At 68.1% G+C, this 22635-nt stretch carries 21 protein-coding genes and 1 other RNA gene; 20 read left to right on the forward strand and 2 right to left on the reverse strand.

The features are described 5' to 3' along the window. Positions 1 to 18 precede the first annotated feature (18 nt). Positions 19 to 738 carry an N-acetylmuramoyl-L-alanine amidase gene (locus F6X38_RS07425; protein ID WP_150969156.1) on the forward strand — a complete coding sequence of 240 codons (720 nt, stop codon included), beginning with the start codon at positions 19 to 21 and terminating at the stop codon, positions 736 to 738. Here F6X38_RS07425 and F6X38_RS07430 read toward each other — a convergent pair. Then, entirely contained in the window at positions 735 to 1157 is a 423-nt protein-coding gene (locus F6X38_RS07430) for a DMT family transporter (RefSeq protein WP_150968966.1), read from the reverse strand. The two genes, F6X38_RS07425 and F6X38_RS07430, sit on opposite strands and share 4 nt — an antisense overlap. Further along, the gene (locus tag F6X38_RS07435) at positions 1157 to 1639 is read right to left on the reverse strand and encodes a DMT family transporter (protein ID WP_150968967.1); all 483 of its coding nucleotides are present in this window, start codon (positions 1637 to 1639) and stop codon (positions 1157 to 1159) included. The genes F6X38_RS07430 and F6X38_RS07435 overlap by 1 nt, the downstream gene beginning before the upstream one ends. 68 nt (positions 1640 to 1707) lie before the next feature. Between F6X38_RS07435 and F6X38_RS07440 the strand changes: the two genes are divergently transcribed. The 19 genes from F6X38_RS07440 to ftsZ all read left to right on the forward strand — a co-directional run bounded on the left by F6X38_RS07440 (position 1708) and on the right by ftsZ (position 22464). Continuing rightward, positions 1708 to 2286: a nucleotidyltransferase family protein gene (locus F6X38_RS07440; protein WP_150968968.1), complete on the forward strand. Its 579-nt coding sequence runs from the start codon at positions 1708 to 1710 to the stop codon at positions 2284 to 2286. A 33-nt stretch (positions 2287 to 2319) separates the two neighbouring features. Next, positions 2320 to 2707, forward strand: an RNA gene (rnpB, locus tag F6X38_RS07445) — RNase P RNA component class A. Between the two features lie 511 nt (positions 2708 to 3218). After that, positions 3219 to 3671, forward strand: coding sequence for a division/cell wall cluster transcriptional repressor MraZ (gene mraZ, locus F6X38_RS07450; protein WP_150968969.1), 453 nt, complete (start codon positions 3219 to 3221; stop codon positions 3669 to 3671). Next, entirely contained in the window at positions 3668 to 4708 is a 1041-nt protein-coding gene (gene rsmH / locus F6X38_RS07455; protein ID WP_425482827.1) for a 16S rRNA (cytosine(1402)-N(4))-methyltransferase RsmH, read from the forward strand. The genes mraZ and rsmH overlap by 4 nt, the downstream gene beginning before the upstream one ends. Before the next feature lie 5 nt (positions 4709 to 4713). Beyond that, entirely contained in the window at positions 4714 to 5070 is a 357-nt protein-coding gene (gene ftsL / locus F6X38_RS07460; RefSeq protein WP_246191234.1) for a cell division protein FtsL, read from the forward strand. A 1-nt stretch (position 5071) separates the two neighbouring features. Next, positions 5072 to 6814, forward strand: coding sequence for a peptidoglycan D,D-transpeptidase FtsI family protein (locus F6X38_RS07465; protein WP_150968970.1), 1743 nt, complete (start codon positions 5072 to 5074; stop codon positions 6812 to 6814). A gap of 67 nt (positions 6815 to 6881) precedes the next feature. Next, positions 6882 to 8330, forward strand: coding sequence for a UDP-N-acetylmuramoyl-L-alanyl-D-glutamate--2,6-diaminopimelate ligase (locus F6X38_RS07470; RefSeq protein WP_150968971.1), 1449 nt, complete (start codon positions 6882 to 6884; stop codon positions 8328 to 8330). After that, the gene (locus F6X38_RS07475) at positions 8327 to 9790 is read left to right on the forward strand and encodes a UDP-N-acetylmuramoylalanyl-D-glutamyl-2,6-diaminopimelate--D-alanyl-D-alanine ligase (RefSeq protein WP_150968972.1); all 1464 of its coding nucleotides are present in this window, start codon (positions 8327 to 8329) and stop codon (positions 9788 to 9790) included. The genes F6X38_RS07470 and F6X38_RS07475 overlap by 4 nt, the downstream gene beginning before the upstream one ends. 4 nt (positions 9791 to 9794) lie before the next feature. Continuing rightward, positions 9795 to 10877 carry a phospho-N-acetylmuramoyl-pentapeptide-transferase gene (mraY, locus tag F6X38_RS07480; protein WP_150968973.1) on the forward strand — a complete coding sequence of 361 codons (1083 nt, stop codon included), beginning with the start codon at positions 9795 to 9797 and terminating at the stop codon, positions 10875 to 10877. Then, the gene (murD, locus tag F6X38_RS07485; protein WP_150968974.1) at positions 10874 to 12265 is read left to right on the forward strand and encodes a UDP-N-acetylmuramoyl-L-alanine--D-glutamate ligase; all 1392 of its coding nucleotides are present in this window, start codon (positions 10874 to 10876) and stop codon (positions 12263 to 12265) included. The genes mraY and murD overlap by 4 nt, the downstream gene beginning before the upstream one ends. A 4-nt stretch (positions 12266 to 12269) precedes the next feature. Continuing rightward, positions 12270 to 13424: a putative lipid II flippase FtsW gene (gene ftsW / locus F6X38_RS07490; RefSeq protein WP_150968975.1), complete on the forward strand. Its 1155-nt coding sequence runs from the start codon at positions 12270 to 12272 to the stop codon at positions 13422 to 13424. 248 nt (positions 13425 to 13672) lie between these two features. After that, entirely contained in the window at positions 13673 to 13804 is a 132-nt protein-coding gene (locus tag F6X38_RS24095) for a hypothetical protein (protein WP_281353054.1), read from the forward strand. 73 nt (positions 13805 to 13877) lie between these two features. Continuing rightward, positions 13878 to 14975, forward strand: a complete 1098-nt coding sequence (murG, locus tag F6X38_RS07495) for an undecaprenyldiphospho-muramoylpentapeptide beta-N-acetylglucosaminyltransferase (protein ID WP_150968976.1) — start codon at positions 13878 to 13880, stop codon at positions 14973 to 14975. Positions 14976 to 15000: 25 nt separating this feature from the next. Beyond that, positions 15001 to 16419: a UDP-N-acetylmuramate--L-alanine ligase gene (gene murC, locus F6X38_RS07500; RefSeq protein ID WP_150968977.1), complete on the forward strand. Its 1419-nt coding sequence runs from the start codon at positions 15001 to 15003 to the stop codon at positions 16417 to 16419. Beyond that, positions 16416 to 17360 carry a UDP-N-acetylmuramate dehydrogenase gene (gene murB / locus F6X38_RS07505; RefSeq protein ID WP_150968978.1) on the forward strand — a complete coding sequence of 315 codons (945 nt, stop codon included), beginning with the start codon at positions 16416 to 16418 and terminating at the stop codon, positions 17358 to 17360. Before murC ends, murB begins: the two co-directional genes overlap by 4 nt. A 238-nt stretch (positions 17361 to 17598) precedes the next feature. After that, complete coding sequence (locus F6X38_RS07510; protein ID WP_150968979.1) at positions 17599 to 18522, forward strand: D-alanine--D-alanine ligase; 924 nt, start codon at positions 17599 to 17601, stop codon at positions 18520 to 18522. Further along, positions 18510 to 19427 carry a cell division protein FtsQ/DivIB gene (locus F6X38_RS07515; protein WP_246191235.1) on the forward strand — a complete coding sequence of 306 codons (918 nt, stop codon included), beginning with the start codon at positions 18510 to 18512 and terminating at the stop codon, positions 19425 to 19427. The genes F6X38_RS07510 and F6X38_RS07515 overlap by 13 nt, the downstream gene beginning before the upstream one ends. Next, positions 19424 to 20761 (forward strand): cell division protein FtsA, encoded by a 1338-nt coding sequence (gene ftsA, locus F6X38_RS07520; RefSeq protein WP_150968980.1) that lies wholly within the window; start codon positions 19424 to 19426, stop codon positions 20759 to 20761. Before F6X38_RS07515 ends, ftsA begins: the two co-directional genes overlap by 4 nt. 119 nt (positions 20762 to 20880) lie before the next feature. Then, a complete protein-coding gene (gene ftsZ, locus F6X38_RS07525) occupies positions 20881 to 22464 on the forward strand; it encodes a cell division protein FtsZ (RefSeq protein WP_150968981.1) in 1584 nt (527 codons plus the stop codon). Positions 22465 to 22635 lie beyond the last annotated feature (171 nt).

Below are 22635 nucleotides of genomic sequence, written 5' to 3' on the forward strand. Positions count from 1 at the left end.
GACCTCGTCGATCTCGTTATGCCCTCGCCGAACCGCAACGAGCGGCGCGGCGCCGGCCCGGATATCCTGCTACTGCATTACACCGGCATGGAAGACGGCGAGAAGGCCGCGAAGTGGCTGACCATGCCGGTGTCGCAGGTCTCCTGCCACTACCTCGTCCACGAGAACGGACGCATCGTGCAGTTCGTGCCGGAGACCGAGCGGGCGTGGCATGCCGGTGCGGGAAGCTGGCAGGGCAGGGCCGACATCAACTCGCGCTCGGTCGGCATCGAGATCGTCAATCCCGGTCACGAGTTCGGCTACCGCGCCTTTCCGGACGCCCAGGTCAGCCGGATCGTCGCGCTTTGCCTAGGTATCCTGTCGCGCTGGCCGATCGAGCCGCGCAACGTGCTCGCCCATTCCGACACCGCGCCGAGCCGGAAGCAGGATCCGGGCGAGCTTTTTCCCTGGGACCGGCTGCACGCCGCCGGCATCGGGCATCTGGTCCAGCCGGAGCCGATCCGCGGCAGCCGCTTCCTCGCGCTCGGCGACGAAGGCGCGCCGGTGGACGCTTGGCAGGAACTGCTGGTGCTTTATGGCTACGAGGTCGAGCGGACGGCGCGTTTCGACGAGGCGACGCGTTTCGCGACGCTCGCCTTCCAGCGCCACTTCCGCCCCGAGCGGGTGGACGGCGTCGCCGACGTCTCGACCGTCGCGACGCTGCACCGGCTGCTGCAGGCGCTGCCTCCGGTCGCCTAGCCGCGCCGGCGGGTGACGAGGATGCCGGCGATGATCAGCGCGACGCCGGCCGCGCTCGCCCAGAATGCCGGCGACCGGTCGCGGACGAAATCGAAGGCGACGCCCGAGACCATCTGTCCGGCGATCACGAGCAGCGCCGTGTTGAGCGCTCCGACCCGCGCGATCACCCAGCTTCCCGCGGCCACGAAGACGACGCCGATCGGGCCGCCGAGATAGGCGTACCAGGGCGTGCCCGCCGCGCCGGCCGGCACCAGACCGCCCGCCAGCAGGCCGACCAGCGTCAGCGCGACGAAGCCGACGGCATGGTTCCAGAACGACGAGATCATCGGCGAGGTGGAAAGGCTGAGGCGGCCGTTGAGCTGACGGCTGAGACCGACGAGCAGGCCGCCGATGAAAGCCAGCAGGATCGGACCGCTCATCACGCGATCCGCGCGAAAAGGATGATCAGCGCGCTGCCTGCGAGAATGAGGACGAGCGACAGCGCGTCGAAGCGGTCGGGCTTTCGCACTGGCAGGCTGAAGAGGCCCCAGCGATCCGCCGCGAGGGCGAAAAGGGCCTGTCCCGCGAGGCCGAGCGCGAGCGTTCCGGAAAGACCGATCCGGCTGTTCACCGCGGTCGATGTCGCGAGAACCGTCGCCGCACCGGAAAGGCCGCCGAGACAGGCCCAGACGGGCGCCTTCGATGCGGTGCCCGCTCCGCGTCTCCGGCTGCGAAACGCAAGCGCGAGGAATGCCGCGGCAGCGAGAAGACCGACGCCATGCGCGGTCCATGACGCGAACATCGCTCCGCCGAAGCGGGCCAGCTCGCCGTTCAGGTAGACCATTAACGTCAGCAGGCAGCCCGTGCAGAAGGCGGCCAGCAGATGATGCGGCTTCGGACGCGACGTAGAGGGGGTAGGCATCGAGTCCCCCTAGCACGAGCCTCCGGCGCGATACGAGGATACGGGTTCGCATCGGTTCGGGAATCGGCATGGAAGCAGACTCGGAGTTTTTGGCTGCCGTCCGGGACAATCGCCGCAATCGCGAACTGCTCGTTCGCCTGCGCCGGCTCGGGCTGGACGACTGCTTCCTCGTGGCGGGCTGCCTGTTCCAGTCGTTCTGGAACCGCCTCTCCGGCCTCCCGCCCGAGCACGGGATCAGGGACTACGACATCTTCTATCACGACGGTTCCGACCTCTCGTTCGAGGCGGAGGACGCCGTCGTCCGCCGGGTACACGATGCCGTCGCCGATCTCGGCATCGCGGTGGACGTGAAGAACCAAGCCCGCGTGCATCTCTGGTACGAGGGTCGGTTCGGGCATCGGAGGGAGCCGCTCCGCGACTGCTGCGACGGGATCGACCGGTACCTTGTCGCCTGTACCTGCGTCGGCATCGACGTGCGCAGCGGCGCTATCTACGCGCCGAACGGCCTCGCCGATCTTCGCGCCGGCATCCTGCGGCCCAATCCGAAGAGCGGCAGCCCTGCCGCGTTGTTCGCGGCGAAGGCGGCGGACTACCGGGCGCGCTGGCCGTGGCTTCGGATCGAGCCGGACGGCGCGCTTGGCCGTTGACTTCGCGGCCTCGAACCGGCACGGGAGCCCGCGTCAGCCGGCCGGGCGGCCGCTCCCGTCACATGCCGAAAGGCGGCGGGGGAGGAAAGTCCGGGCTCCACGGAGAAACGGTGCCGGGTAACGCCCGGCGGGGGCGACCCCAGGGAAAGTGCCACAGAGAACGAACCGCCTCGGCCTGCCGGGGTAAGGGTGAAAAGGTGGGGTAAGAGCCCACCGCGCGACCGGCAACGGGAGCGGCACGGCAAACCCCACCGGGAGCAAGACCGAATAGGGACGACGCGGCGGCTCCGGCTGCCAGCCCTTCTCCGGGCCGGTCGTCCGGGTGGGTTGCTCGAGGCGGCGCGCGAGCGCCGTCCCAGAGGAATGGTCGCCCGGTGGCTTCGGCCATCGACAGAACCCGGCTTACAGGCCGGCTGACTTCGACCATCGCCGGCCTTCAAATCATTTCGTTCGCTCGGAACCGTTGCAACTCCTGCGCGACAATCTCGAATGATGCGATGTGGACGAAAAGCGGCGCAAGTCACTGTGGGGCGATGATTTCCCGCCTCCGCAACACGTCGGTCGCAGCAGCGGACAGGATCGACTTCCACTAGGCGAAGCTTGCGTGAAGTTGGGGCCGATCCCCTTCCGGCGCCACTTATCAACGCATTGTTAAGTTTAACGATTTATGGATGTCTTCGAACCCCGCCGCCCGTGGCGGGGCGCGCCGTCCCATTGACGCCCATATGGCCCCATGTTAACCCTGCCGCCAGTTCGAGGGGAGGCTGAACGCTCCCTTTCATCAGGCAAACAGTGCAACTCCGGCGTGATCGCAGCCGGTGGCGACGGAACGGCAGCGTTCCGCGCTTCGGTGCATCGCGTCCGTTTGGCTGGCGGCCGCAATCGACGCGACGCGCGCTGGCGTTCGATCGAAGGGGCGGGCGCATCGTCGGATGGATCGATTCCTTTCCAATTCGGTTCTCGGCATCGACGCGAAGGGCAGGGTGTCCATCCCGTCGGGTTTCCGCCAAGTGATGGCGGCGCGCGGTTTCCGCGACTTCTACGGCATGCAGTCGCTTGGCGACCCGGCGATCGACGTCGGCGGCTCGGACCTCCTGGAGCGCTACGAGTCGCGCATGTCGGCGGAGGATCCGCTTGGCGAGACCTACGCCGACCTTTCGCTGCTGGCCTACGGGGACGGCACCTTCCTGAAGGTCGATCCGGAAGGGCGCATCACGGTGACGGACTTCATCCGCTCCCACACGGGGATCGCGGATCGCGTCGCCTTCGTCGGCCGCAACCAGTTCTTTCAGCTCTGGGAGCCGGACCGGTTCGAGGCGCACCGGGCGGAAGCGCGGGCGCGGCTGCTGGCGGCCCGCAAGTCCGGCTCCGGGCGGGTCGAATGATGGAACATCGCGGCGAATTGCACGTGGAAACGCACGACGGCAGCGTCCCGCATATTCCGGTGATGCTGGCCGAGGTGCTGGAGGCGCTGCGCCCGAAGATCGGCGAGACGGTGGTCGACGGCACCTTCGGGGCCGGCAGCTACAGCCGCGCCATCCTTTCACGCGGTGCGAACCTCGTCGCGATCGACCGCGACCCGGACGCCTTCGCCGAGGCCGACCGGACGGCGAGGGCGTTTCCAGACCGCATGACCGCCGTGAACGGCCGCTTCGGCGAGCTGGCGGACCTCGTCGCCGACCGCGTGCCGGGCGGGCTGGTCGACGGTGTCGTGCTCGACATCGGCGTCTCGTCCATGCAGCTCGATCAGGCCGAGCGCGGCTTCTCGTTCGCCAAGGACGGGCCGCTCGACATGCGCATGGGCGGGCATGGGCCGACCGCGGCCGACGTGGTGAACCGGATGAAGCCCGGCGACCTCGCGCGCGTCTTCAGCTTCCTCGGCGAGGAGCGGCATGCCGGGCGCGCCGCCCGCGCGATCGAGGCCCGCCGTGGGGAGCGGCCGTTCGAGCGCACGCTCGATTTCGCCGGCGTGGTGGGCAAGGCGGTGGGCCGGGCTCCCGGCGACCGGATCGACCCGGCGACGCGCGTGTTCCAGGCGCTGCGCATCTTCGTCAACGACGAGCTCGGGGAGCTGGCGCGGGCGCTGGTCGGCGCGGAGCGCGTGCTGAAACCCGGCGGCCGGCTCGTCGTGGTGTCGTTCCATTCGCTTGAGGATCGCATCGTCAAGCGCTTCCTGCGCGACCGCTCCGAAGCCCCTTCGGCCTCTCGGCATATGCCCGACGTGCCGGCGAAGGCGCTGACCTTCGAGGCGCGCAACCGTGCGCTCGCCGCCGGCGAAGCCGAATGCGCCGGCAATCCGCGGGCTCGCTCGGCGAAGCTTCGCTTCGGCACCCGTACCGCCGAGCCGCCGCGCGACGCCGCCGACCCTCTCGATTTCGCGGCGCTGCCTTCGCTCGCCGCCCTGCCGTTCTCCGGAGCCTGACCGCCGTGTTGAAGACGATCGACATCATCCTCGTCGCCTTGATGGTCACGGCCGCCGCGTGGACCTTCAAGGTCAAGTACGAGGCCGAGTCGCTCGAGGCGCAGGTCGCCTCGTTCGATCGCAAGGCGCAGCTCGAGCGCGAAACGATCTCGCTGCTCGACGCCGACTGGAGCCTCCTGAATCAGCCCGACCGCCTGCAGCGGTTGGCCGAGGCCTTCAAGGGCGATCTCGCGCTGGAGCCTGTGCAGCCGCAGCAGATCATCGAGCCGGAGGAGCTGCCGGCCGTGCCGATCGACATCGTGCCGAGCCCCACCGCCTCGCTCGGCGGCTATGCCGAAGCCTCGAAGACCAAGGTGCGCTGAGATGAAGCTCCCGAAGCCGTCTTTCGCGCCGCTCGCCCGTCTTGCCGTGTCGCCGCTGACTTTGCGCCTGCCGGGCTCCCGCCGTTCGTCGGCGAAGGCCGACGCGCGACCGATGTCGGAGAAGGTCCGGAACAAGAGCCGCTTCACCATCGCGATGACGGCCTTCTGCTGCATCTACGCGGTGATCGGCGGCCGGCTGGTCTGGTGGGGCGTCGCGCCCGCCGACGACGGCGGCTACCGCGCCTTCGGGCAGGTGGTGGCGGACCGTCCCGACCTCATCGACCGCAACGGCGAGGTGCTGGCGACCGACATCAAGACCGCCTCGCTCTTCGCCGAGCCGAACCGCATCGTCGACGCCGACGAGGCGACGGAACTCCTGACCGGCGTCCTGCCGGACCTCAACCCGAAGCAGCTCCGCACCAAACTGACCAGCGGCGCGAAGTTCGCCTGGCTGCAGCGCGAGCTGACGCCGAAGCAGCAACAGCAGATCTTCGAGCTCGGCATCCCCGGCATCGGCTTCCGCACGGAGAAGCGGCGCTTCTACCCGGGCGGCAACACCGCCTCTCACATCATCGGAGCGGTGAACGTCGACAACCAAGGCATCGCCGGGATGGAGAAGTACATCGACGATACCGGCCTGCGCGACATCCAGAACCTCGGCCTCGCCGGCGGCGAGATGGCGCCGGTCAAGCTGTCGATCGACCTGCGCGTCCAGCACATCATGCGCGACGAGCTGGCCGCCGCGATGAAGCGCTACCGCGCGATCGCCGCCGGCGGCGTCATCATCGACGTCGATACCGGCGAGATCCTCGCGATGGCCTCCATGCCGGACTACGATCCGAACCAGCCGGCGGAAGCGTTGAAGAAGGAGAACCTGAACCGCATGTCGGCGGGCGTGTTCGAGATGGGCTCGACCTTCAAGAGCTTTACCACCGCGATGGCGCTGGATTCCGGCAAGGTGACGCTGAACACCGTGTTCCCGACGAACCCGTTCCGCGTCGGCGGCTTCACGATCAAGGAGTTCCACTCCAAGCACCGGCCGCTCTCGGTGCCGGAAATCTTCCAGTATTCGTCCAACGTCGGCTCGGCGCACGAGGCGGATCTCGTCGGCATCGAGGGCCATCAGGCGTTCCTGACGCGCATGGGCCTCCTGTCGCGCCTCAAGACCGAGCTGCCCGAAGTGGCGACGCCGACGCAGCCGCGGGTCTGGAAAAAGATCAACTCGATGACCGCCTCCTACGGCCACGGCGTCGCGACGACGCCGCTGCAGACCGCGGTCGCGGCGGTCGCGCTGATGAACGGCGGCTACCTGATCCCGCCGACCTTCCTCACCCGCACGAAGGAGGAGGCCGACAAGCTGAAGACACAGGTCGTCTCGAAACGCGTCAGCGACGAGATGCGCTACCTCTACGACCTCAACGGCGAGCGCGGCTCCGGCCGGTCGGCGCAGGTCAGCGGCTACCGCGTCGGCGGCAAGACCGGCACGGCCGAGAAGGTCGTGAACGGCCGCTACAGCGGCAACAAGAAGTTCAACGCCTATCTCGCTTCGTTCCCGATCGACGCGCCGCGCTACGTGGTGCTGGTGGTGGTCGACGATCCGCAGGTGGAAGAAGGCAAATCGAACGCGCAGGCCGCCGCCAACGCCGCGCCGACCGCGGGCGCCATCATCCGCCGCGCGGCTGCGCTTCTGAAGGTCAAGCCGGTCTTCAAGGAGCAAGGAAATTCCTTGCTCGTGTCGTACTGAGGCGGCAGAACGGCAACCTTGGAGCCGGCGCGGGGAAACGCCGGCTCGCCGACCAGGGGATTGCCGCATGAAGATTTCCGAGCTCGCCAAAGGACTTGCGGACGGCGGCGGCGAAACGGATGTCGAAGTGACGGGCGTCGTTTCCGACTCCCGCAAGGCCGTGCTGGGAAGCCTGTTCGCGGCGCTGAGCGGCTCGAAGGCGGACGGCGCCGGCTTCGTGGCGGACGCCGAACGGCGCGGCGCGGCCGCGGTGCTGGCGGCCGACGGACTGGCGCTCGACACGGCGCTCCCGGTGCTCCGCTCCGTCGATCCGCGCCGGGCGCTCGCCCTGATCGCGGCACGCTTCCACGGAGCACAGCCCGGCACCATCGCCGCCGTCACCGGCACCAGCGGCAAGACCTCGATCGCCGCCTTCACGCGCCAGATCTGGGCGGCGGCCGGCGAAGCGGCCGCTTCGATCGGCACCGTCGGCGTCGTCTCGCCGACCCGCAACGAATACGGCTCGCTGACGACGCCAGACCCGATCGACCTCGCGCGGTTGCTGGCCGAACTGAGCGGCGAGGGCGTGACCCACGTCGCGATGGAAGCCTCCAGCCACGGCCTCGACCAGCGTCGGCTCGACGGCGCGAAGCTTGCCGCCGCCGCCTTCATCAATCTCGGCCGCGATCATCTCGACTACCATCCGGATATCGAGAGCTATTTCGCCGCGAAGATGCGCCTGTTCGACACGCTTTTGCCGCAGGGCGCGCCGGCGGTGATCTTCGCCGACGACGGCTGGTCGGACCGCGCCACCGCCGTCGCGCTCCATTCCGGCGCGGACCTCCTGACGGTCGGGCGCAAGGGTACGTTTCTGTCGCTGAAGCGGCTGGAGCACGAGCGCCACCGCCAGATTGCCGAGATCGAGCATGCCGGCCGGCTCTATCGCGTCGTGCTGCCGCTCGCCGGCGAGTTCCAGATGGCGAACGCGTTGGTCGCGGCCGGCCTCGCCATCGCCACCGGCGTCGATCCCGACATCGCGCTTGAGGCGCTGGAGTCCTTGAAGGGCGCGCCCGGACGGCTCGACCTCGCCGGCAACACGGCGGAAGGCGCGCCGGTCTTCGTGGACTATGCGCACAAGCCGGAAGCGCTGGAGAACGTGCTTTCGTCCGTCCGTCCCTTCACCACGGGCCGCGTCGTCGTGGTGTTCGGCTGCGGCGGCGACCGGGACAAGGGCAAGCGGCCGATCATGGGCGAAATCGCGACCCGCCTCGCCGACGTCGCGATCGTCACCGACGACAATCCGCGCTCCGAGGTGCCGGCGACGATCCGCGCCGAGATCATGGCGGCGGCGCCCGGCGCGACGGAGATCGGCGACCGGCGCGAGGCGATCCGCGCGGCGGTGCGCGAGGCCAGGGCCGGCGACACGGTAGTAATCGCCGGCAAGGGCCATGAGAACGGCCAGACGATCGGATCGCAGACCCTGCCGTTCAGCGACCACGAGGAGGTTCGCGCGGCGATCGCGGAGGCCGGCCGATGAGCGAGAACTGGCTCTGGGAATCCGATGCGCTGCTCGCCGCACTCGGCGGCCGGGCGCATGGCGCGCTGCCGGGCGGCGTCACCGGCCTTTCCATCGACACGCGGACGCTGAAGGCCGGCGACGCGTTCTTCGCCATCAAGGGCGACCGGTTCGATGGCCACAATTACCTGACCGCGGCGCGCTCGGCCGGCGCTTCGGTCTTCGTCGTCGCGCAATCGAAGCTTCCGGCGCTCGGGAAGGTGCTGGGGTCGCTGATCGTGGTGGACGACGTGCTCGCGGCACTCGGGCGTCTCGCGTCGGCCTCCAGGGCGCGCTCGAAGGCGAAGATCGTCGCCGTCACGGGCAGCGTCGGCAAGACCACGACCAAGGAGGCGCTGCGGCACGCGCTGGAGGCATCCGGTCCGGTCCATGCCTCGGCGGCGTCGTTCAACAACCATTGGGGCGTGCCGCTGAGCCTGGCGCGGATGCCGGCCGACGCGCGCTACGGCGTGTTCGAGATCGGCATGAACCATCCGGGCGAGATCCGGCCGCTGGTGAAGCTGGTGCGGCCGCACGCAGCGATCGTGACGCTGATCGCGCCGGCGCATCTCGGCTTCTTCCGCGACCTCGATGAGATCGCCGTCGCCAAGGGTGAAATCTTCGAGGGCGTGGTGGAGGGCGGCACGGCGATCCTCAATGCCGACGACCCTTACCACCTGCCGCTCGCCGAAATGGCCAGACAGGCGGGGGTCAACGATATCAAGCTCTTCGGCGAAAATGCTGAAGCGAACTACAGGCTGGCGGACTTCCAGCCGATGCCGGGCGGCGCGCGGATGCGGGCAAACATCGCCGGCGAGGATGTCGACGTCGACCTGCCGACGATGGGGCGGCACATCGCGCAGAACCTCCTCGCCGTGCTCGGAACGGCCTCGGTGTTCGGCGCGGACGTCGCCGCGACCGCCGCGGCGCTGTCGAGCTGGCGGGCCGGCAAGGGGCGCGGCGCGCGTCACCACATCACGCTGGCGGACGGCCGCCGTTTCGAGCTGATCGACGAAAGCTACAACGCCAACCCGGCGTCGATGCGCGCGGCGATCGCGGTGCTGGGCGCTTCCAACCCGAAGGGAAACGGCCGGCGCATCGCCGTGCTCGGCGACATGCTGGAACTCGGCGACGGTGGGCCGGCCATGCATGCCGAACTCGCCGAACCGCTGGAAGCGGCGAAGGCCGAGCGCGTCTACATGCTCGGCGAAGCCATGAAGGCCCTCGACGACGCGCTCGACGGACGCCTGCCATGCGAATGGCATCAGAGCTTCAGCGAGCTTGAGACAAGCCTGATCGGGCAAGTTCGCGACGGCGACGTCCTGATGGTCAAGGCGTCGAACAGCATCGGTTTGTCGAAGATCGTGGACCGTCTCACCGCCGCATCCTCCTCGGAGCCGTCCGACCCGGCCGCCGCAAGTCGGCCGTCGCAAGGACAGTAGAGGCATGCTCGCATTTCTCGGCCAGTTCGGCGGCGACGTCCCGGCCTTCAACGTCTTCCGTTACATCACCTTCCGGACCGGAAGCGCGATGATCACCTCGTTCATCGTCGTGTTCCTGTTCGGGCCGGCGGTGATCGCGACGCTGCGCATCCGGCAGGGACGGGGTCAGCCGATCCGCGCCGACGGCCCGCAGACGCATTTCAAGAAGGCTGGTACGCCCACCATGGGCGGCCTGATGATCCTCACCGGGCTCATCGTCTCGATTTTGCTCTGGGCGGAACTCGCCAACCTCTACGTCTGGGCGGTGCTGCTCGTGACGGTCGGCTTCGGCGCGATCGGCTTCTACGACGACTACCTGAAGGTCACGAAGCAGAGCCATCTCGGTCTTTCCGGTAAGGCGCGGCTGGCTTGCGAGTTCGTCATCGCCGGCATCGCGCTCGCCATGATCGTCCATGCCGGAACCGGCAGCTTCGCGACCTCGCTCGCCTTTCCGTTCGTGAAGTCGCTGCTGCTCAACCTCGGCCTGTTCTACATCGTGCTCGGCGCCTTCGTGGTGGTCGGCTCCGGCAACGCCGTGAACCTCACCGATGGGCTCGACGGGCTCGCCATCGTGCCGATCATGATCGCGGCCTCCGCCTTCGGCCTCATCGCCTATCTGGCCGGCAACGTGAACTTCTCGAACTATCTGCAGATCCACTACGTCGCCGGCACCGGCGAGCTCGCGGTCGTCTGCGGCGCGGTGATCGGCGCGGGCCTCGGCTTCCTCTGGTTCAACGCGCCGCCGGCCGCGATCTTCATGGGCGACACCGGGTCGCTCGCGCTCGGCGGCATGGTCGGCACCATCGCCGTCGCCACCAAGCATGAGCTGGTGCTGGCGATCATCGGCGGGCTGTTCGTGATCGAGGCGCTGTCAGTGATCATCCAGGTCGCCTCGTTCAAGCTCACCGGCAAGCGCGTCTTCCTGATGGCGCCGATCCACCACCATTTCGAGAAGCTCGGCTGGACCGAAAGCCAGGTCGTGGTCCGCTTCTGGATCATCGCCTTCATCCTCGCCTTCGTCGGCCTGTCGACGCTGAAGCTCCGATGATCCCGGTCGCATCGCTCGAGGGCAGGAAGATTGCGCTGTTCGGCCTCGGCGGTTCGGGGCGCGCGACAGCCGAGGCGCTGGTTGCGGGCGGCGCGAATGTCACCGCCTTCGACGACAACCCGGCGAGCGTTGACGCCGCGGCTGCGGCGGGCATCCCGACCGCCGACCTGAAAAGCTTCGACTGGTCCGGCACGACGGCACTGGTGCTGTCGCCCGGCGTTCCGCTGACGCATCCGAAACCGCACTGGACCGTCGATCTCGCCAAGGCTGCCGGCGCGGAGGTGATCGGCGACATCGAGCTGTTCGGGCGCGAGCGCCGCACCCGCGCTCCGGAGGCGCCGTTCATCGCCATCACCGGCACGAACGGCAAGTCCACCACGACGGCGCTGGTCGCGCATTGCCTCGCGCATGCCGGGCGCGACACGCAGCTCGGCGGCAATATCGGTACGGCCGTGCTGACGCTGGAGCCGCCCGCGCCGGAGCGCTTCTATGTCGTGGAGTGTTCGTCCTACCAGATCGACCTTGCGCCGACGATCGAGCCTTCCGTCGGCATCCTCCTGAACCTGACGCCCGATCATCTCGACCGGCACGGCACGATGGAGAACTACGCCGCCGTGAAGGCGCGCCTGCTGAAGCAGGCCGGCACCGCCGTCGTCGGCATGGACGACGACTGGTGTGCCGGGATCGCCGATTGGCTGGAGGCGGACCGGCGCCGCGTCGTGCGGATATCCAACACGCGCGAACTGCATAGCGGCATGTTCTTCGCCGATGGGCGCGTCGTCGCCCGCACCGACGAGATCGAGCACGTCTTCGACCTCGCCGGCATCGGCTCCTTGCGCGGCCGGCACAACGGGCAGAACGCGGCGGCGGCCGTCGCGGCGCTCGCGGCGAGCGGTCTGTCCGCCGCCGAAATCGACAACGGCTTAAAGACGTTTCCGGGTCTGGCTCACCGGATGGAGGAAGTCGGGCGGCAGGGCAACGTGCTCTTCGTCAACGACTCCAAGGCGACGAATGCCGAAGCCGCGGCACCGGCGCTTTCCGCCTTCGAGCGCATCCATTGGATCGCCGGCGGCCTGCCGAAGGCCGGCGGCATCACGGCCCTCGCGCCGCTCTTCGACCGGATCGCGAAAGCCTATCTCATCGGCGAGGCGGCGCCGGCTTTCGCCGCGACGCTGGGCGACCGCGTTCCCTACGAGATTTCTGGCACGCTCGATCGGGCCGTGGAGCGCGCCGCCGAGGAAGCCGGCGCGACCGGCCGGGAGGAGGTGGTGCTCCTGTCGCCGGCTTGCGCCAGCTTCGATCAGTTCCGCAACTTCGAGGTCCGGGGCGACAGCTTCCGGACCGCCGTCGGCCGGCTGTCCGGCATCGATCTCTTCCGGAAAGGCTGAAGGCATGGCCGGGCGCACCGAGCAGGGCATCGTCGCGGACTGGTGGCGGTCGGTGGACCGCTGGTTCCTCGCCGCGTTCATCTGCCTGATGGTGGGCGGCTTCGTCCTGTCCTTCGCCGCGAGCCCGCCGGTGGCGGAGAAGATCGGTCTCGAACCGTTCCACTTCGTGAAGCGGCACGCGATGTTCCTCGTGCCGTCGATGCTGGTGATGCTCGGCACCTCGATGCTGACGGCGCGCGGCATCCGCCGCATGTCGATCCTGCTGCTCGGCGGGTCGATCCTCCTGATGATCGGCGCGCTGTTCTTCGGCATGGAGGTAAAGGGCGCGCGGCGCTGGATCGAGTTCGGCCCGCTGACGATTCAGCCATCGGAATTCATGAAGCCGGCCTTCGTGGTCATCTGCGCTTGGCTCTTCGCCGAGCGGGCGCGCAAGAAGGAGATCCCCGGCAACCTGTTCGCGATGATGCTGCTTATCGTCGTCTGCGCGCTGCTCGTCGCGCAGCCGGACCTCGGTCAGACCATGCTGACGGCCGGCACCTGGGGCGGCCTGTTCTTCATGGCCGGCCTGCCGTGGATCTGGATCATCCTGCTCGGCGGCGTCGGCGTCACCGGCTTCTGCGCCGCCTATTTCGTGTTCCCGCATGTGGCGAGCCGCATCGACCGGTTCATGACCGGCGAGGGCGACACGTTCCAGACCGATACGGCGCGCGAAGCGATCATGGGCGGCAGCTGGCTCGGCAAGGGACCGGGCGAGGGCACCGTGAAGCGCATCCTGCCGGACAGCCACACCGACTTCGCGTTCTCGGTGATCGCCGAGGAGTTCGGCATCGTCACCTGCATGGCGCTGGCCGCGATCTTCTGCTTCATCGTGGTGCGCGGGCTGCAGGTCGCCTTCGCGCAGCGCGACCACTTCGCGCGTCTCGCGATCTCGGGTCTGGTGCTGCTGTTCGGCCTTCAGTCGATCATCAACATGTCGGTGAACCTGCAGCTGATGCCGGCGAAGGGCATGACGCTGCCGTTCATCTCCTACGGCGGCTCGTCGATGATGGCGATCGCCATCTCCGCCGGCTTCATTCTGGCGCTGACCCGCAAGAAGGCCGAGAACGCCTCGCAGACCGACGAACTGATGGCGCGCACGATGGCCCTTTACGGGGTTTGAGGTGGACGACAGCACTGTCGGCGGGCTTACGGACGGCGGAAGGAGCAGATCAAGCTGACCGCGAGCTACTTGAACGGGATCGCCGTCGGCCTGACTCTCGTAGGCGGACTTTCGATACCCACGTCGATCGCCTTGAACGGAACGGCGAGCAGCCAGCAGTTGCTCGCCGCCGGGATCAGCTTGATATCTTTCGCGTTGAGTGCCTATGTGCATCGATATGCAAAACGATCGCTGAGGAGGTTGGACGGATGAGCGACATTCTGTACTACGCCCTCGCGCTGATCGCGCTGCCGCTGGGATCGATCCTAGTGGTTTGGTATGCGGGCTGGGACCTTGACCGGCAGCTCAAGTCAGGACGTGAAAAGCGTCTCCATCACTAGGTAGGCCTAATCCCAAGTCCTAGTTCTTGCCTCCGCGGCACGTTGTGACAATTACGTCCTGAGTCGAAGCGTCTTGACGTCTCCTATCCTTCTTTCAGCCGGCGGGACGGGCGGCCATCTGTTCCCCGCCGAAGCTCTCGCGCATGAGCTGAAGGCTCGCGGCTACGAGGTGCATCTCGCCACGGATGACCGCGCCGGGCGCTATGCAGAGCGCTTTCCCGTCGAAGCGATCCACACCATTCCCTCGGCGACGTTCGGCTCGAAGAGCCCCGTCGCGGTCGCCGGCTCGCTCTGGAAGCTCTGGACCGGGTTCCGGACGGCCGGTGCGCTGATCCGGCGTATAAGGCCGGCGGTCGTGGTCGGCTTCGGCGGCTACCCGACCGTGCCGCCGATGATGGCGGCGGTGCAGGCCGGGCGGCCGACGCTGATCCACGAGCAGAACGCCGTGATGGGCCGCGCGAACCGCTTTCTGTCGAAGCGGGTGGAAGCCATCGCCGCCGGCATCCCGCAGGAGCACGCGGATGGCGGCATCGCCGCGAAGACCACCGTCACCGGCAATCCGGTGCGGCCCGCGGTGCTGAAAGCCGCTGGCGTGCCCTACCGCGCGAGCGAGGCGGACGAGCCGTTCCGCCTCGTCGTCTTCGGCGGCAGTCAGGGCGCGCAGTTCTTTTCCGAGGTGATGCCGAAAGCCGTGCCGCTGCTGCCCGAAGCTCTGCGTCGACGGCTGCGGGTGACGCAGCAGGCGCGCGCCGAGCAGCAGGAGGCGGTTCGCGAGTTCTACCGCGCGCAAGGCATCGACGCCGACGTTTCGCCTTTCTTCGGCGACATGGCGGCGCGGCTCGGTTCTGCGCATCTCGTCGTCAGCCGCTCCGGTGCCTCGACCGTTTCCGAGGTCGCGGTCATCGGGCGGCCGGCGATCCTCGTGCCGTACCCTTACGCGCTCGACCACGACCAGGCGGCGAACGCCGCGCTCATCGAGAAGGCCGGCGGTGCCGTCGTCGCGCGGCAATCCGAGCTGTCGCCGGAGCGCTTGGCCGCGATGATCGCGGACCTCGCTGGCGATGCGGCGAAAGCTTCCGCCATGGCGGCGGCGGCGCGCTCGACGGGCTTGCCCAATGCCTCTCGGTTGCTTGCCGACCTCGTTGCGTCTATGGCCGCGCCAGCAAGATAACCGCGACGTCATCCGGAGTTTCGTCATGAAAATGCCGCCGAATATCGGGCCGGTGCACTTCATCGGCATCGGCGGCATCGGCATGAGCGGCATCGCGGAAGTGCTGGTCACGCTCGGCTATACGGTGCAGGGATCGGACGCGAGCGAGAACGCCAACGTCCAGCGGCTGCGCGAGAAGGGCGTGCAGGTTTCCGTCGGGCACGCCGCCGAGAACCTCGGCAAGGCTGAGGTCGTGGTGGTCTCGACCGCGATCAAGCGCTCCAATCCCGAACTCGCCGCCGCGCGCGAGCGCCTGCTGCCGATCGTGCGGCGCGCGGAGATGCTGGCCGAGCTGATGCGGTTCCGGCAGGCGGTCGCGATCGGCGGCACGCACGGCAAGACCACGACGACCTCGATGGTCGCGACGCTGCTGGATGCCGGCGGGCTCGATCCGACCGTCGTCAACGGCGGCATCATCAACGCCTACGGAACGAACGCCCGCATGGGCGGCGGCGACTGGATGGTGGTGGAGGCGGACGAGAGCGACGGCACCTTCCTGCGCCTCCCGGCGGACGTCGTGATCGTCACTAACATCGATCCCGAGCACCTCGACCACTACGGCACCTTCGACAAGGTGCGCGCCGCCTTCCGCGCCTTCGTCGAGAATGTGCCGTTCTACGGTTTCGCCGTGATGTGCCTCGACCATCCGGAGGTGCAGACGCTCGTCGCCGAGATCGAGGATCGGCGCATCATCACCTACGGCGAGAACATCCAGTCCGACGCGCGCTTCGAGAACGTCAGGATGGACGGGCCGCGCTCGACCTTCGACGTTGTGATCCGCGACCGCGTCTCGGGGGAGAAGACCGAGATCCGCGATATCCAGCTGCCGATGCCCGGCCGGCACAACGTCTCCAACGCTACCGCGGCCGTCGCTGTCGCACACCGGATCGGCATCTCGGCCGACGACATCCGCAAGGGCCTCGCCTCGTTCGGTGGCGTGAAGCGGCGCTTCACGCATACGGGGCAGGTGAACGGCATCGACGTCTACGACGACTACGGCCATCATCCGGTGGAAATCCGCGCCGTGCTCGCGGCGGCACGCGCTTCCGCCAAGGGGCGCGTCGTGGCGGTCGTCCAGCCGCATCGCTACACGCGGCTGCAGAGCCTGTTCCCGGAATTCGCCGCCTGCTTCAACGATGCCGACACGGTGGTGCTCGCGCCGGTCTATGCGGCCGGCGAGGAGCCGATCGAGTTCGTGAACTCCGAGATGCTGGTGGAGCGCCTGAAGCTTGGCGGCCATCGCGATGCACGGCTGATCGACGGGCCAGCGGAGATTGCGCCGCTCGTTCACCAGCTCGCTTCGTCCGGCGACATGGTCGTCTTCCTCGGCGCGGGCTCGATCACGCAATGGGCCTACGCGCTGCCGAAGGAACTCGAAGCGCTGAACGCCAAGTACCCGCAATGAGCCTGTTCGACCGGCTCGGCGAGCGCTTCGCGGGCGTACGCGGCCGCATCACGTCGAACGCCGAGATGGAGAAGATCACTTGGTTCCGCGCGGGCGGGCTGGCCGAGATGCTCTTCCAGCCGGCCGACGAGGAAGACCTCGCGACGTTCCTTCGCGTTCTGCCGGAAGAAGTGCCCGTAACCGTCGTCGGCATCGGCTCGAATCTTCTCGTGCGGGACGGCGGTATCGATGGCGTCGTCATCCGGCTGTCGGCGAAGGGCTTCGGGCAGGTCGAGCGCGAAGGCGAGACCGCGCTCCGCGCCGGTGCGGCCTTGCCCGACAAACGGCTCGCGGCTGCGGCGTTGGATGCCGGGCTCGGCGGCTTCCACTTCTTCCACGGCATTCCCGGCTCGGTCGGCGGGGCGTTGCGCATGAACGCCGGCGCCAACGGCGTCGAGACCCGCGAGCGTGTCCGGGAAGTGCGGGCGGTCGACCGACGCGGCGAACTGCATGTGCTTTCGAACGCCGACATGGGCTACGCCTACCGGCATTCCTCGGCGTCGCCGGACCTGATCTTCGCCTCGGCGCTGTTCGAAGGCGAGCCGGCGGAAGAAGGCGCGATCCGCGCCAAGATGGACGAGGTGCAGCATCACCGCGAAGCGGTGCAGCCGATCCGCGAGAAGACGGGCGGCTCGACCTTCAAGAACCCGGAAGGTTCGTCGGCCTGGAAGGAGATCGACCGTGCCGGCTGCCGCGGCTTCCGGGTCGGCGACGCGCAGATGTCCGAGATGCACTGCAACTTCATGATCAATACCGGCGCGGCCAGCGGGCACGATCTGGAAACGCTGGGCGAAACCGTGCGCGAGCGTGTCCACGGCACCTCCGGCATCCTGCTCCACTGGGAGATCAAGCGCCTCGGCCGCTTCGCCGCCGGGCGCGAGGTGCGGGTGTTCGAGGCTTAGCGTCGACGCAGTCTTGGGCCGACCCTTCGAGCAAGGTCGTCATTGCCGGGGCAGGCCCTGAGAATGACGATCGGCGCGTGGGGTTCTGAAGACAGCGGCCGGAAAGCCTCATCCGAACAATCGCTTCACACGACCTTTCGATTTTCTTTCAAACTCTTCCCACCGTTAACTCCCGTTTAACCAAGCGGGCCGCATGAATGGGACCGAGCCCGCACGGTGGGCGCAAGGTCGTGTTTTCATGCCGAAACATGTCTCGGTTCTGATGGGCGGATGGTCGAGCGAAAGGCCGGTGAGCCTTTCCTCGGGCACCGCCTGCGCCGACGCTCTGGAGGCGGCCGGCTTCGACGTGACCCGGATCGACGTCGACCGCGACGTCTACAAGGTTCTGTCCGATCTCCGCCCCGACGTCGCGTTCAACGCGCTGCACGGGCCGTTCGGCGAGGACGGCACGATCCAGGGCGTGCTCGAATTTCTCGAAATCCCCTACACGCATTCCGGCGTGCTGGCCTCCGCGCTCGCCATGAACAAGGTCAAGGCGAAGACGATCGCCAAGGCCGTCGGCGTTTCGGTCGCGGAATCGAAGGTGCTGGAGCGCCGCGTCATCGCCGAGAAGCACGTGATGCCGACGCCTTACGTCGTGAAGCCGATCGCCGAAGGATCGAGCTTCGGCGTCTTGATCGTGCGCGAGGATCAGGCGCATCCGCCGCAGCAACTCCATGCCTCCGACTGGGCCTTCGGCGAAACGCTGATGGTGGAGCGCTTCGTCGCCGGCCGCGAGCTGACCTGCGCCGTGATGGGCGATGTCGCCCTGCCGGTCTGCGAGATCACCACCGAGGGTCACGCCTTCTACGACTACGATTCCAAGTACGCGCCGGGCGGTTCGGTTCACAAGATTCCGGCCGAGATCCCGGCCGCCGTCGCGAACCGCGTGCAGCAGTATTCGCTCGCCGCGCACCGGGCAATCGGCTGTCGTGGGGTGTCGCGCTCCGATTTTCGCTACGACGACCGGTTCGGCGAGGGGGGCGAACTCGTCTGGCTCGAGATCAACACGCAGCCGGGCATGACCCCGACCTCGCTCGTGCCGGACATCGCGCGGGCCGTCGGCCACGAATTCGGCGAACTGCTCACATGGATGGTGGAGGACGCGTCATGCCGGCGCTGAGGCACCACGAACGCCGCGATCCGCCGATGGAGGCGTCGCTCAGCCGTCGCGGCGCGTTCCGCATCTCCTTCCTCGGCCGCAAGCTGGCGAATGCCGGCCGCGCGTTCGGGAGGCTGCCGCGGCCGAGCTTCAACGCGCTCGCCGCCCTGTTCCTCGGCAGCACTGCGCTCTACGGCATGGTCCTCGGCGGCCATACGACGGGCGTCATCGACAACGTCTCGCAGCCGCTCGGCTTCTCGATCGACAAGGTCGACGTGTCCGGCAACGCCGAGACGTCGGAGATCGACGTGCTGCAGGCGCTTTGGTCGACCGGCGCGCAGAGCCTGCCGTCGCTCGACGTCGACGCCGCTCGCCAGACGCTCGAAGCCATGCCCTGGATTCAGTCCGCCTCGGTCGCCAAGACCTATCCGGACCGCGTGACGATCTCGCTGGTGGAGAAGCATCCCTTCGCCGTTTGGCAGAAGGGCGGCGAACTCCTGGTGATCGACCGCGAGGGCAGGGAGATCATGCCCTACCTGCCGAACCGCTTCGCCAGCCTGCCCTTCGTGGTCGGCCCCGGCGCGAACGAGGACGCGGCCGAGTTCCTCGATGCGATGGATGTCCTGCCAGAGCTTCGCGCAAGGGTCCGCGCCTATGTTCGCGTCGGCGATCGCCGCTGGGACCTCAGGTTGGAGAACGGTCTCACAGTGCGACTCCCGGAGGATGGGGCTGTGGAAGCTGCCGCCGAGTTGACGCGGATGGACAAGGAAACGGGGCTTCTGTCCCGCGACATCGCCGGCGTGGACATGCGGGTGGCCGACCGCGTCATCGTGCGCCTGACGCCCGATGCGCTGAAACGGCGCGATGCGGCGGTGAAGGAACGCGACAAGCTGATCAAGCGCAGCCAGAAAGAGAAGCCCGCATGAGCCTCGGTCCGTTCAATCGAGGGGCGAAGTCGCTGCCGCGCATGCGCGCGCTGCCGGGGAAGCGCACCCGCATCGTTTCCGTGCTGGACGTCGGCACGACCAAGATCACCTGCATGATCGCGCGGCTGAAGCCGCGGCCCGACAGCGAGGTGCTGCCCGGCCGCACGCATCTCATCGAGATCGTCGGCATCGGCTGCCAGCGCTCGCGCGGCATCAAGTCGGGCGTCGTCGTCAACCTCGAAGCCGCCGAGAAGTCGATCCGCTATTGCGTCGACGCGGCGGAGCGGATGGCCGGCCTCACCGTCGAGTCGCTGATCGTCTCCGTCACGGCCGGCCGTCTGAAGAGCGTGCGCGGCAGCGCCGAGATCGGCGTCGACGGCGCCGGCGTCTCCGCCGGCGACGTGAAGCGCGTCCTCGCGCAGGCCGTGCGGTCTCCGATCGAGCGGAACCGGCTCGTCCTCCATTCGGTGCCGTTCGACATGGCGCTGGACGGCGAAGGCGGTCTCGACAACCCCGCCGGCATGGTCGGCCAGCGGCTCGCGGCCGACATCCATCTTCTCTCGGCGGAAGAGACGCCGCTGCGCAACCTCGAAGCCGCGATCAACCGCGCCCAGCTCGCGGTGGAAGCCTTCGTGGCGACGCCTTTCGCGTCCGGCCTCGCCACCCTCGTCGACGACGAAGCGGACATGGGCTCCGCCTGCATCGACATGGGCGGCGGCTCCACCACGATCGCGATCTTCCAGAACGGCAAGTTCGTCTACGCCGACTCCGTCGCGCTCGGCGGCCATCACATCACGATGGACCTCGCGCGCGGCCTGTCGATCAGCCCCGAACATGCCGAGCGGCTGAAAGTCATGCACGGCTCGGCGATGGCGGAACTGCAGGACGACTCCGACACGATCGAGGTGGCGCCGCTCGGCGACCACGAGGCCGACGCGCCGATCAACGTCGCCCGGTCGCTGGTCGCGCGCATCATCCGGCCGCGCGTCGAGGAGACGTTCGAACTGATCCGCGATCGCCTGGCTGCCTCCGGCCTCGGCCACGTCATCGGCAAGCGGGTGGTCATCACCGGCGGGGCCAGCCAGCTTTCGGGCCTCGGCGGCGCAGCCCGCCAGGTCATGCAGCGCAACGTGCGTCTCGGCCGGCCGCTCGGTGTCGCCGGCCTCTCCACCGCCAACAAGAGCCCGGCCTTCGCGACGCCGGTCGGGCTCCTGATCTATCCGCAGGTCTCCACCATGGAGCACTTCGCGGAACGCTTCTCGCCGGGCCAACTCGTGTTCGACGAGCGCACCAAGGTCGGGCGCGTCGGCAACTGGTTCAGAAAGAGCTTCTGACGGGCGGTTCACGCTGCCCGCCGAACACCCAACAGCGCGCGCCGCGCGCCCCTCGAAGCGAAACCCAGACGACGGCCGGCGCGGCGCTGCGGCCCGAGATCGAGAAAAGGACGAAGGACATGCCGATCAATCTCGCCAAGCCCGACATCACCGAACTGAAGCCCCGGATCACCGTGTTCGGCGTCGGCGGCGGCGGCTGCAACGCGGTCAACAACATGATCGACGCCGGCCTCGAGGGCGTGGAGTTCGTCATCGCCAACACCGACGCGCAGGCGCTCCGCTCGTCCCGCGCCGAGCGCATCATCCAGATGGGCGTCGCGGTGACGGAAGGCCTCGGCGCCGGCTCGCAGCCGGAAGTCGGCCGCGCGGCCGCCGAAGAGTCGCTCGACGAGATCTGCGATCACCTGCTCGGCTCGCACATGTGCTTCGTCACCGCCGGCATGGGCGGCGGCACGGGCACGGGCGCGGCGCCGGTCGTGGCACGCGCCGCCCGCGAGAAGGGTATACTGACGGTCGGCGTCGTGACGAAGCCGTTCCACTTCGAGGGCGCGCGCCGCATGCGCATCGCCGACCAGGGCATCGAGGATCTGCAGAAGAACGTCGATACCCTCATCGTCATCCCGAACCAGAACCTCTTCCGCATCGCCAACGACAAGACCACCTTCGCCGACGCCTTCGGCATGGCCGACCAGGTGCTCTACTCGGGCGTCGCCTGCATCACCGACCTGATGGTCAAGGAAGGCCTGATCAACCTCGACTTCGCCGACGTCCGCTCGGTGATGCGCGAGATGGGCAAGGCGATGATGGGCACGGGCGAGGCCTCCGGCGAAGGCCGCGCGATGGCCGCCGCCGAGGCCGCGATTGCCAATCCGCTGCTCGACGAGACTTCGATGAAGGGCGCGAAGGGCCTGCTGATCTCGATCACCGGCGGCCGCGACCTCACCCTCTTCGAGGTGGACGAGGCGGCGACCCGCATCCGCGAGGAAGTCGACTCGGATGCGAACATCATCCTCGGCGCGACCTTCGACGAGAACCTCGAAGGCGTCATCCGCGTGTCGGTCGTCGCGACCGGCATCGATAAGGCGATGGAGATGATGGAGCGGCCGATCGAGGTGCGTCACGCACCGATGATGCAGCGCCCGATCGCCGCGCCGCCGGTTCCGATGCCGGCTCCCGCCGCGGTCGCGGCGGAGATGCCGTACGAAGCCGCGCCGCAGGCCTACGGGGCTCCCGCGATGGCTGCCGCGCCGGTCGAGGCTCTCGAGATGAACGACGACTTCTCGGCGGCGCTGGAAGCCGAGATCGCCGAGGTCGCCATCCGTCCGGCGGCCCCGCAGCCGGCGGTCCGCCGCGAGGCGGCGACGGCGCGCATGCCGCGCGTCGAGGACTTCCCGCCGATGGTGCAGGCCGAGATCACGCATCGCGCCTCTCAGGTCGAGACGTCGCCGGTCGCCGAGGACAAGGGCCCGATGAGCCTCCTCGGCAAGCTGACGCGCAGCCTCGGTCGTCGCGAGGAAGGCGAGACGCCGGAGATGACCGAGACCCGTTCCGCGCGGACGGAGCCCCGCCGCGCCGAGCAGAACCCCTACGCGCCGCGCCGTCCGGCTGCCGAATCGCCGTCGCGGCCGCAGTCGATGCACCGCACGGTGGCCGAAGACGATCAGCTCGAAATCCCGGCCTTCCTGCGCCGCCAGTCGAACTGATCGGGTACGTTGCACAACGACAACAGTCCCGCCGCTGCCCAGCGGCGGGACTGTTCGTTTAAGCTTATGTTTTCGTTAACGATTTTAACGGAAGAATTGCGGTGCGCCATTAACACGAGGTTAGAAACCGTGATTTGGCGCCTATGCAACGTATCCGTATCTTGCTGTCGG

Origin of the sequence: Plantimonas leprariae, assembly GCF_008802405.1 — a bacterium.
GTDB classification, from domain to species: Bacteria; Pseudomonadota; Alphaproteobacteria; order Rhizobiales; family Rhizobiaceae; genus Plantimonas; species Plantimonas leprariae.

Excerpts from the sequence above, each read along its gene's own strand:
- F6X38_RS07435 (WP_150968967.1), bottom strand. The coding sequence starts at position 1,639 with ATGCCTACCCCCTCTACGTCGCGTCCGAAGCCGCATCATCTGCTGGCC.
- F6X38_RS07510 (WP_150968979.1), top strand. The coding sequence starts at position 17,599 with ATGCCGAAACATGTCTCGGTTCTGATGGGCGGATGGTCGAGCGAAAGG.
- F6X38_RS07515 (WP_246191235.1), top strand. The coding sequence starts at position 18,510 with ATGCCGGCGCTGAGGCACCACGAACGCCGCGATCCGCCGATGGAGGCG.
- F6X38_RS07475 (WP_150968972.1), top strand. The coding sequence starts at position 8,327 with ATGAGCGAGAACTGGCTCTGGGAATCCGATGCGCTGCTCGCCGCACTC.
- F6X38_RS07425 (WP_150969156.1), top strand. The coding sequence starts at position 19 with ATGCCCTCGCCGAACCGCAACGAGCGGCGCGGCGCCGGCCCGGATATC.
- murC (WP_150968977.1), top strand. The coding sequence starts at position 15,001 with ATGAAAATGCCGCCGAATATCGGGCCGGTGCACTTCATCGGCATCGGC.
- F6X38_RS07465 (WP_150968970.1), top strand. The coding sequence starts at position 5,072 with ATGAAGCTCCCGAAGCCGTCTTTCGCGCCGCTCGCCCGTCTTGCCGTG.
- mraY (WP_150968973.1), top strand. The coding sequence starts at position 9,795 with ATGCTCGCATTTCTCGGCCAGTTCGGCGGCGACGTCCCGGCCTTCAAC.
- rsmH (WP_425482827.1), top strand. The coding sequence starts at position 3,668 with ATGATGGAACATCGCGGCGAATTGCACGTGGAAACGCACGACGGCAGC.
- murD (WP_150968974.1), top strand. The coding sequence starts at position 10,874 with ATGATCCCGGTCGCATCGCTCGAGGGCAGGAAGATTGCGCTGTTCGGC.
- F6X38_RS07430 (WP_150968966.1), bottom strand. The coding sequence starts at position 1,157 with ATGAGCGGTCCGATCCTGCTGGCTTTCATCGGCGGCCTGCTCGTCGGT.
- ftsA (WP_150968980.1), top strand. The coding sequence starts at position 19,424 with ATGAGCCTCGGTCCGTTCAATCGAGGGGCGAAGTCGCTGCCGCGCATG.
- F6X38_RS07440 (WP_150968968.1), top strand. The coding sequence starts at position 1,708 with ATGGAAGCAGACTCGGAGTTTTTGGCTGCCGTCCGGGACAATCGCCGC.
- ftsW (WP_150968975.1), top strand. The coding sequence starts at position 12,270 with ATGGCCGGGCGCACCGAGCAGGGCATCGTCGCGGACTGGTGGCGGTCG.
- F6X38_RS07470 (WP_150968971.1), top strand. The coding sequence starts at position 6,882 with ATGAAGATTTCCGAGCTCGCCAAAGGACTTGCGGACGGCGGCGGCGAA.
- mraZ (WP_150968969.1), top strand. The coding sequence starts at position 3,219 with ATGGATCGATTCCTTTCCAATTCGGTTCTCGGCATCGACGCGAAGGGC.
- F6X38_RS24095 (WP_281353054.1), top strand. The coding sequence starts at position 13,673 with ATGAGCGACATTCTGTACTACGCCCTCGCGCTGATCGCGCTGCCGCTG.
- murB (WP_150968978.1), top strand. The coding sequence starts at position 16,416 with ATGAGCCTGTTCGACCGGCTCGGCGAGCGCTTCGCGGGCGTACGCGGC.
- ftsZ (WP_150968981.1), top strand. The coding sequence starts at position 20,881 with ATGCCGATCAATCTCGCCAAGCCCGACATCACCGAACTGAAGCCCCGG.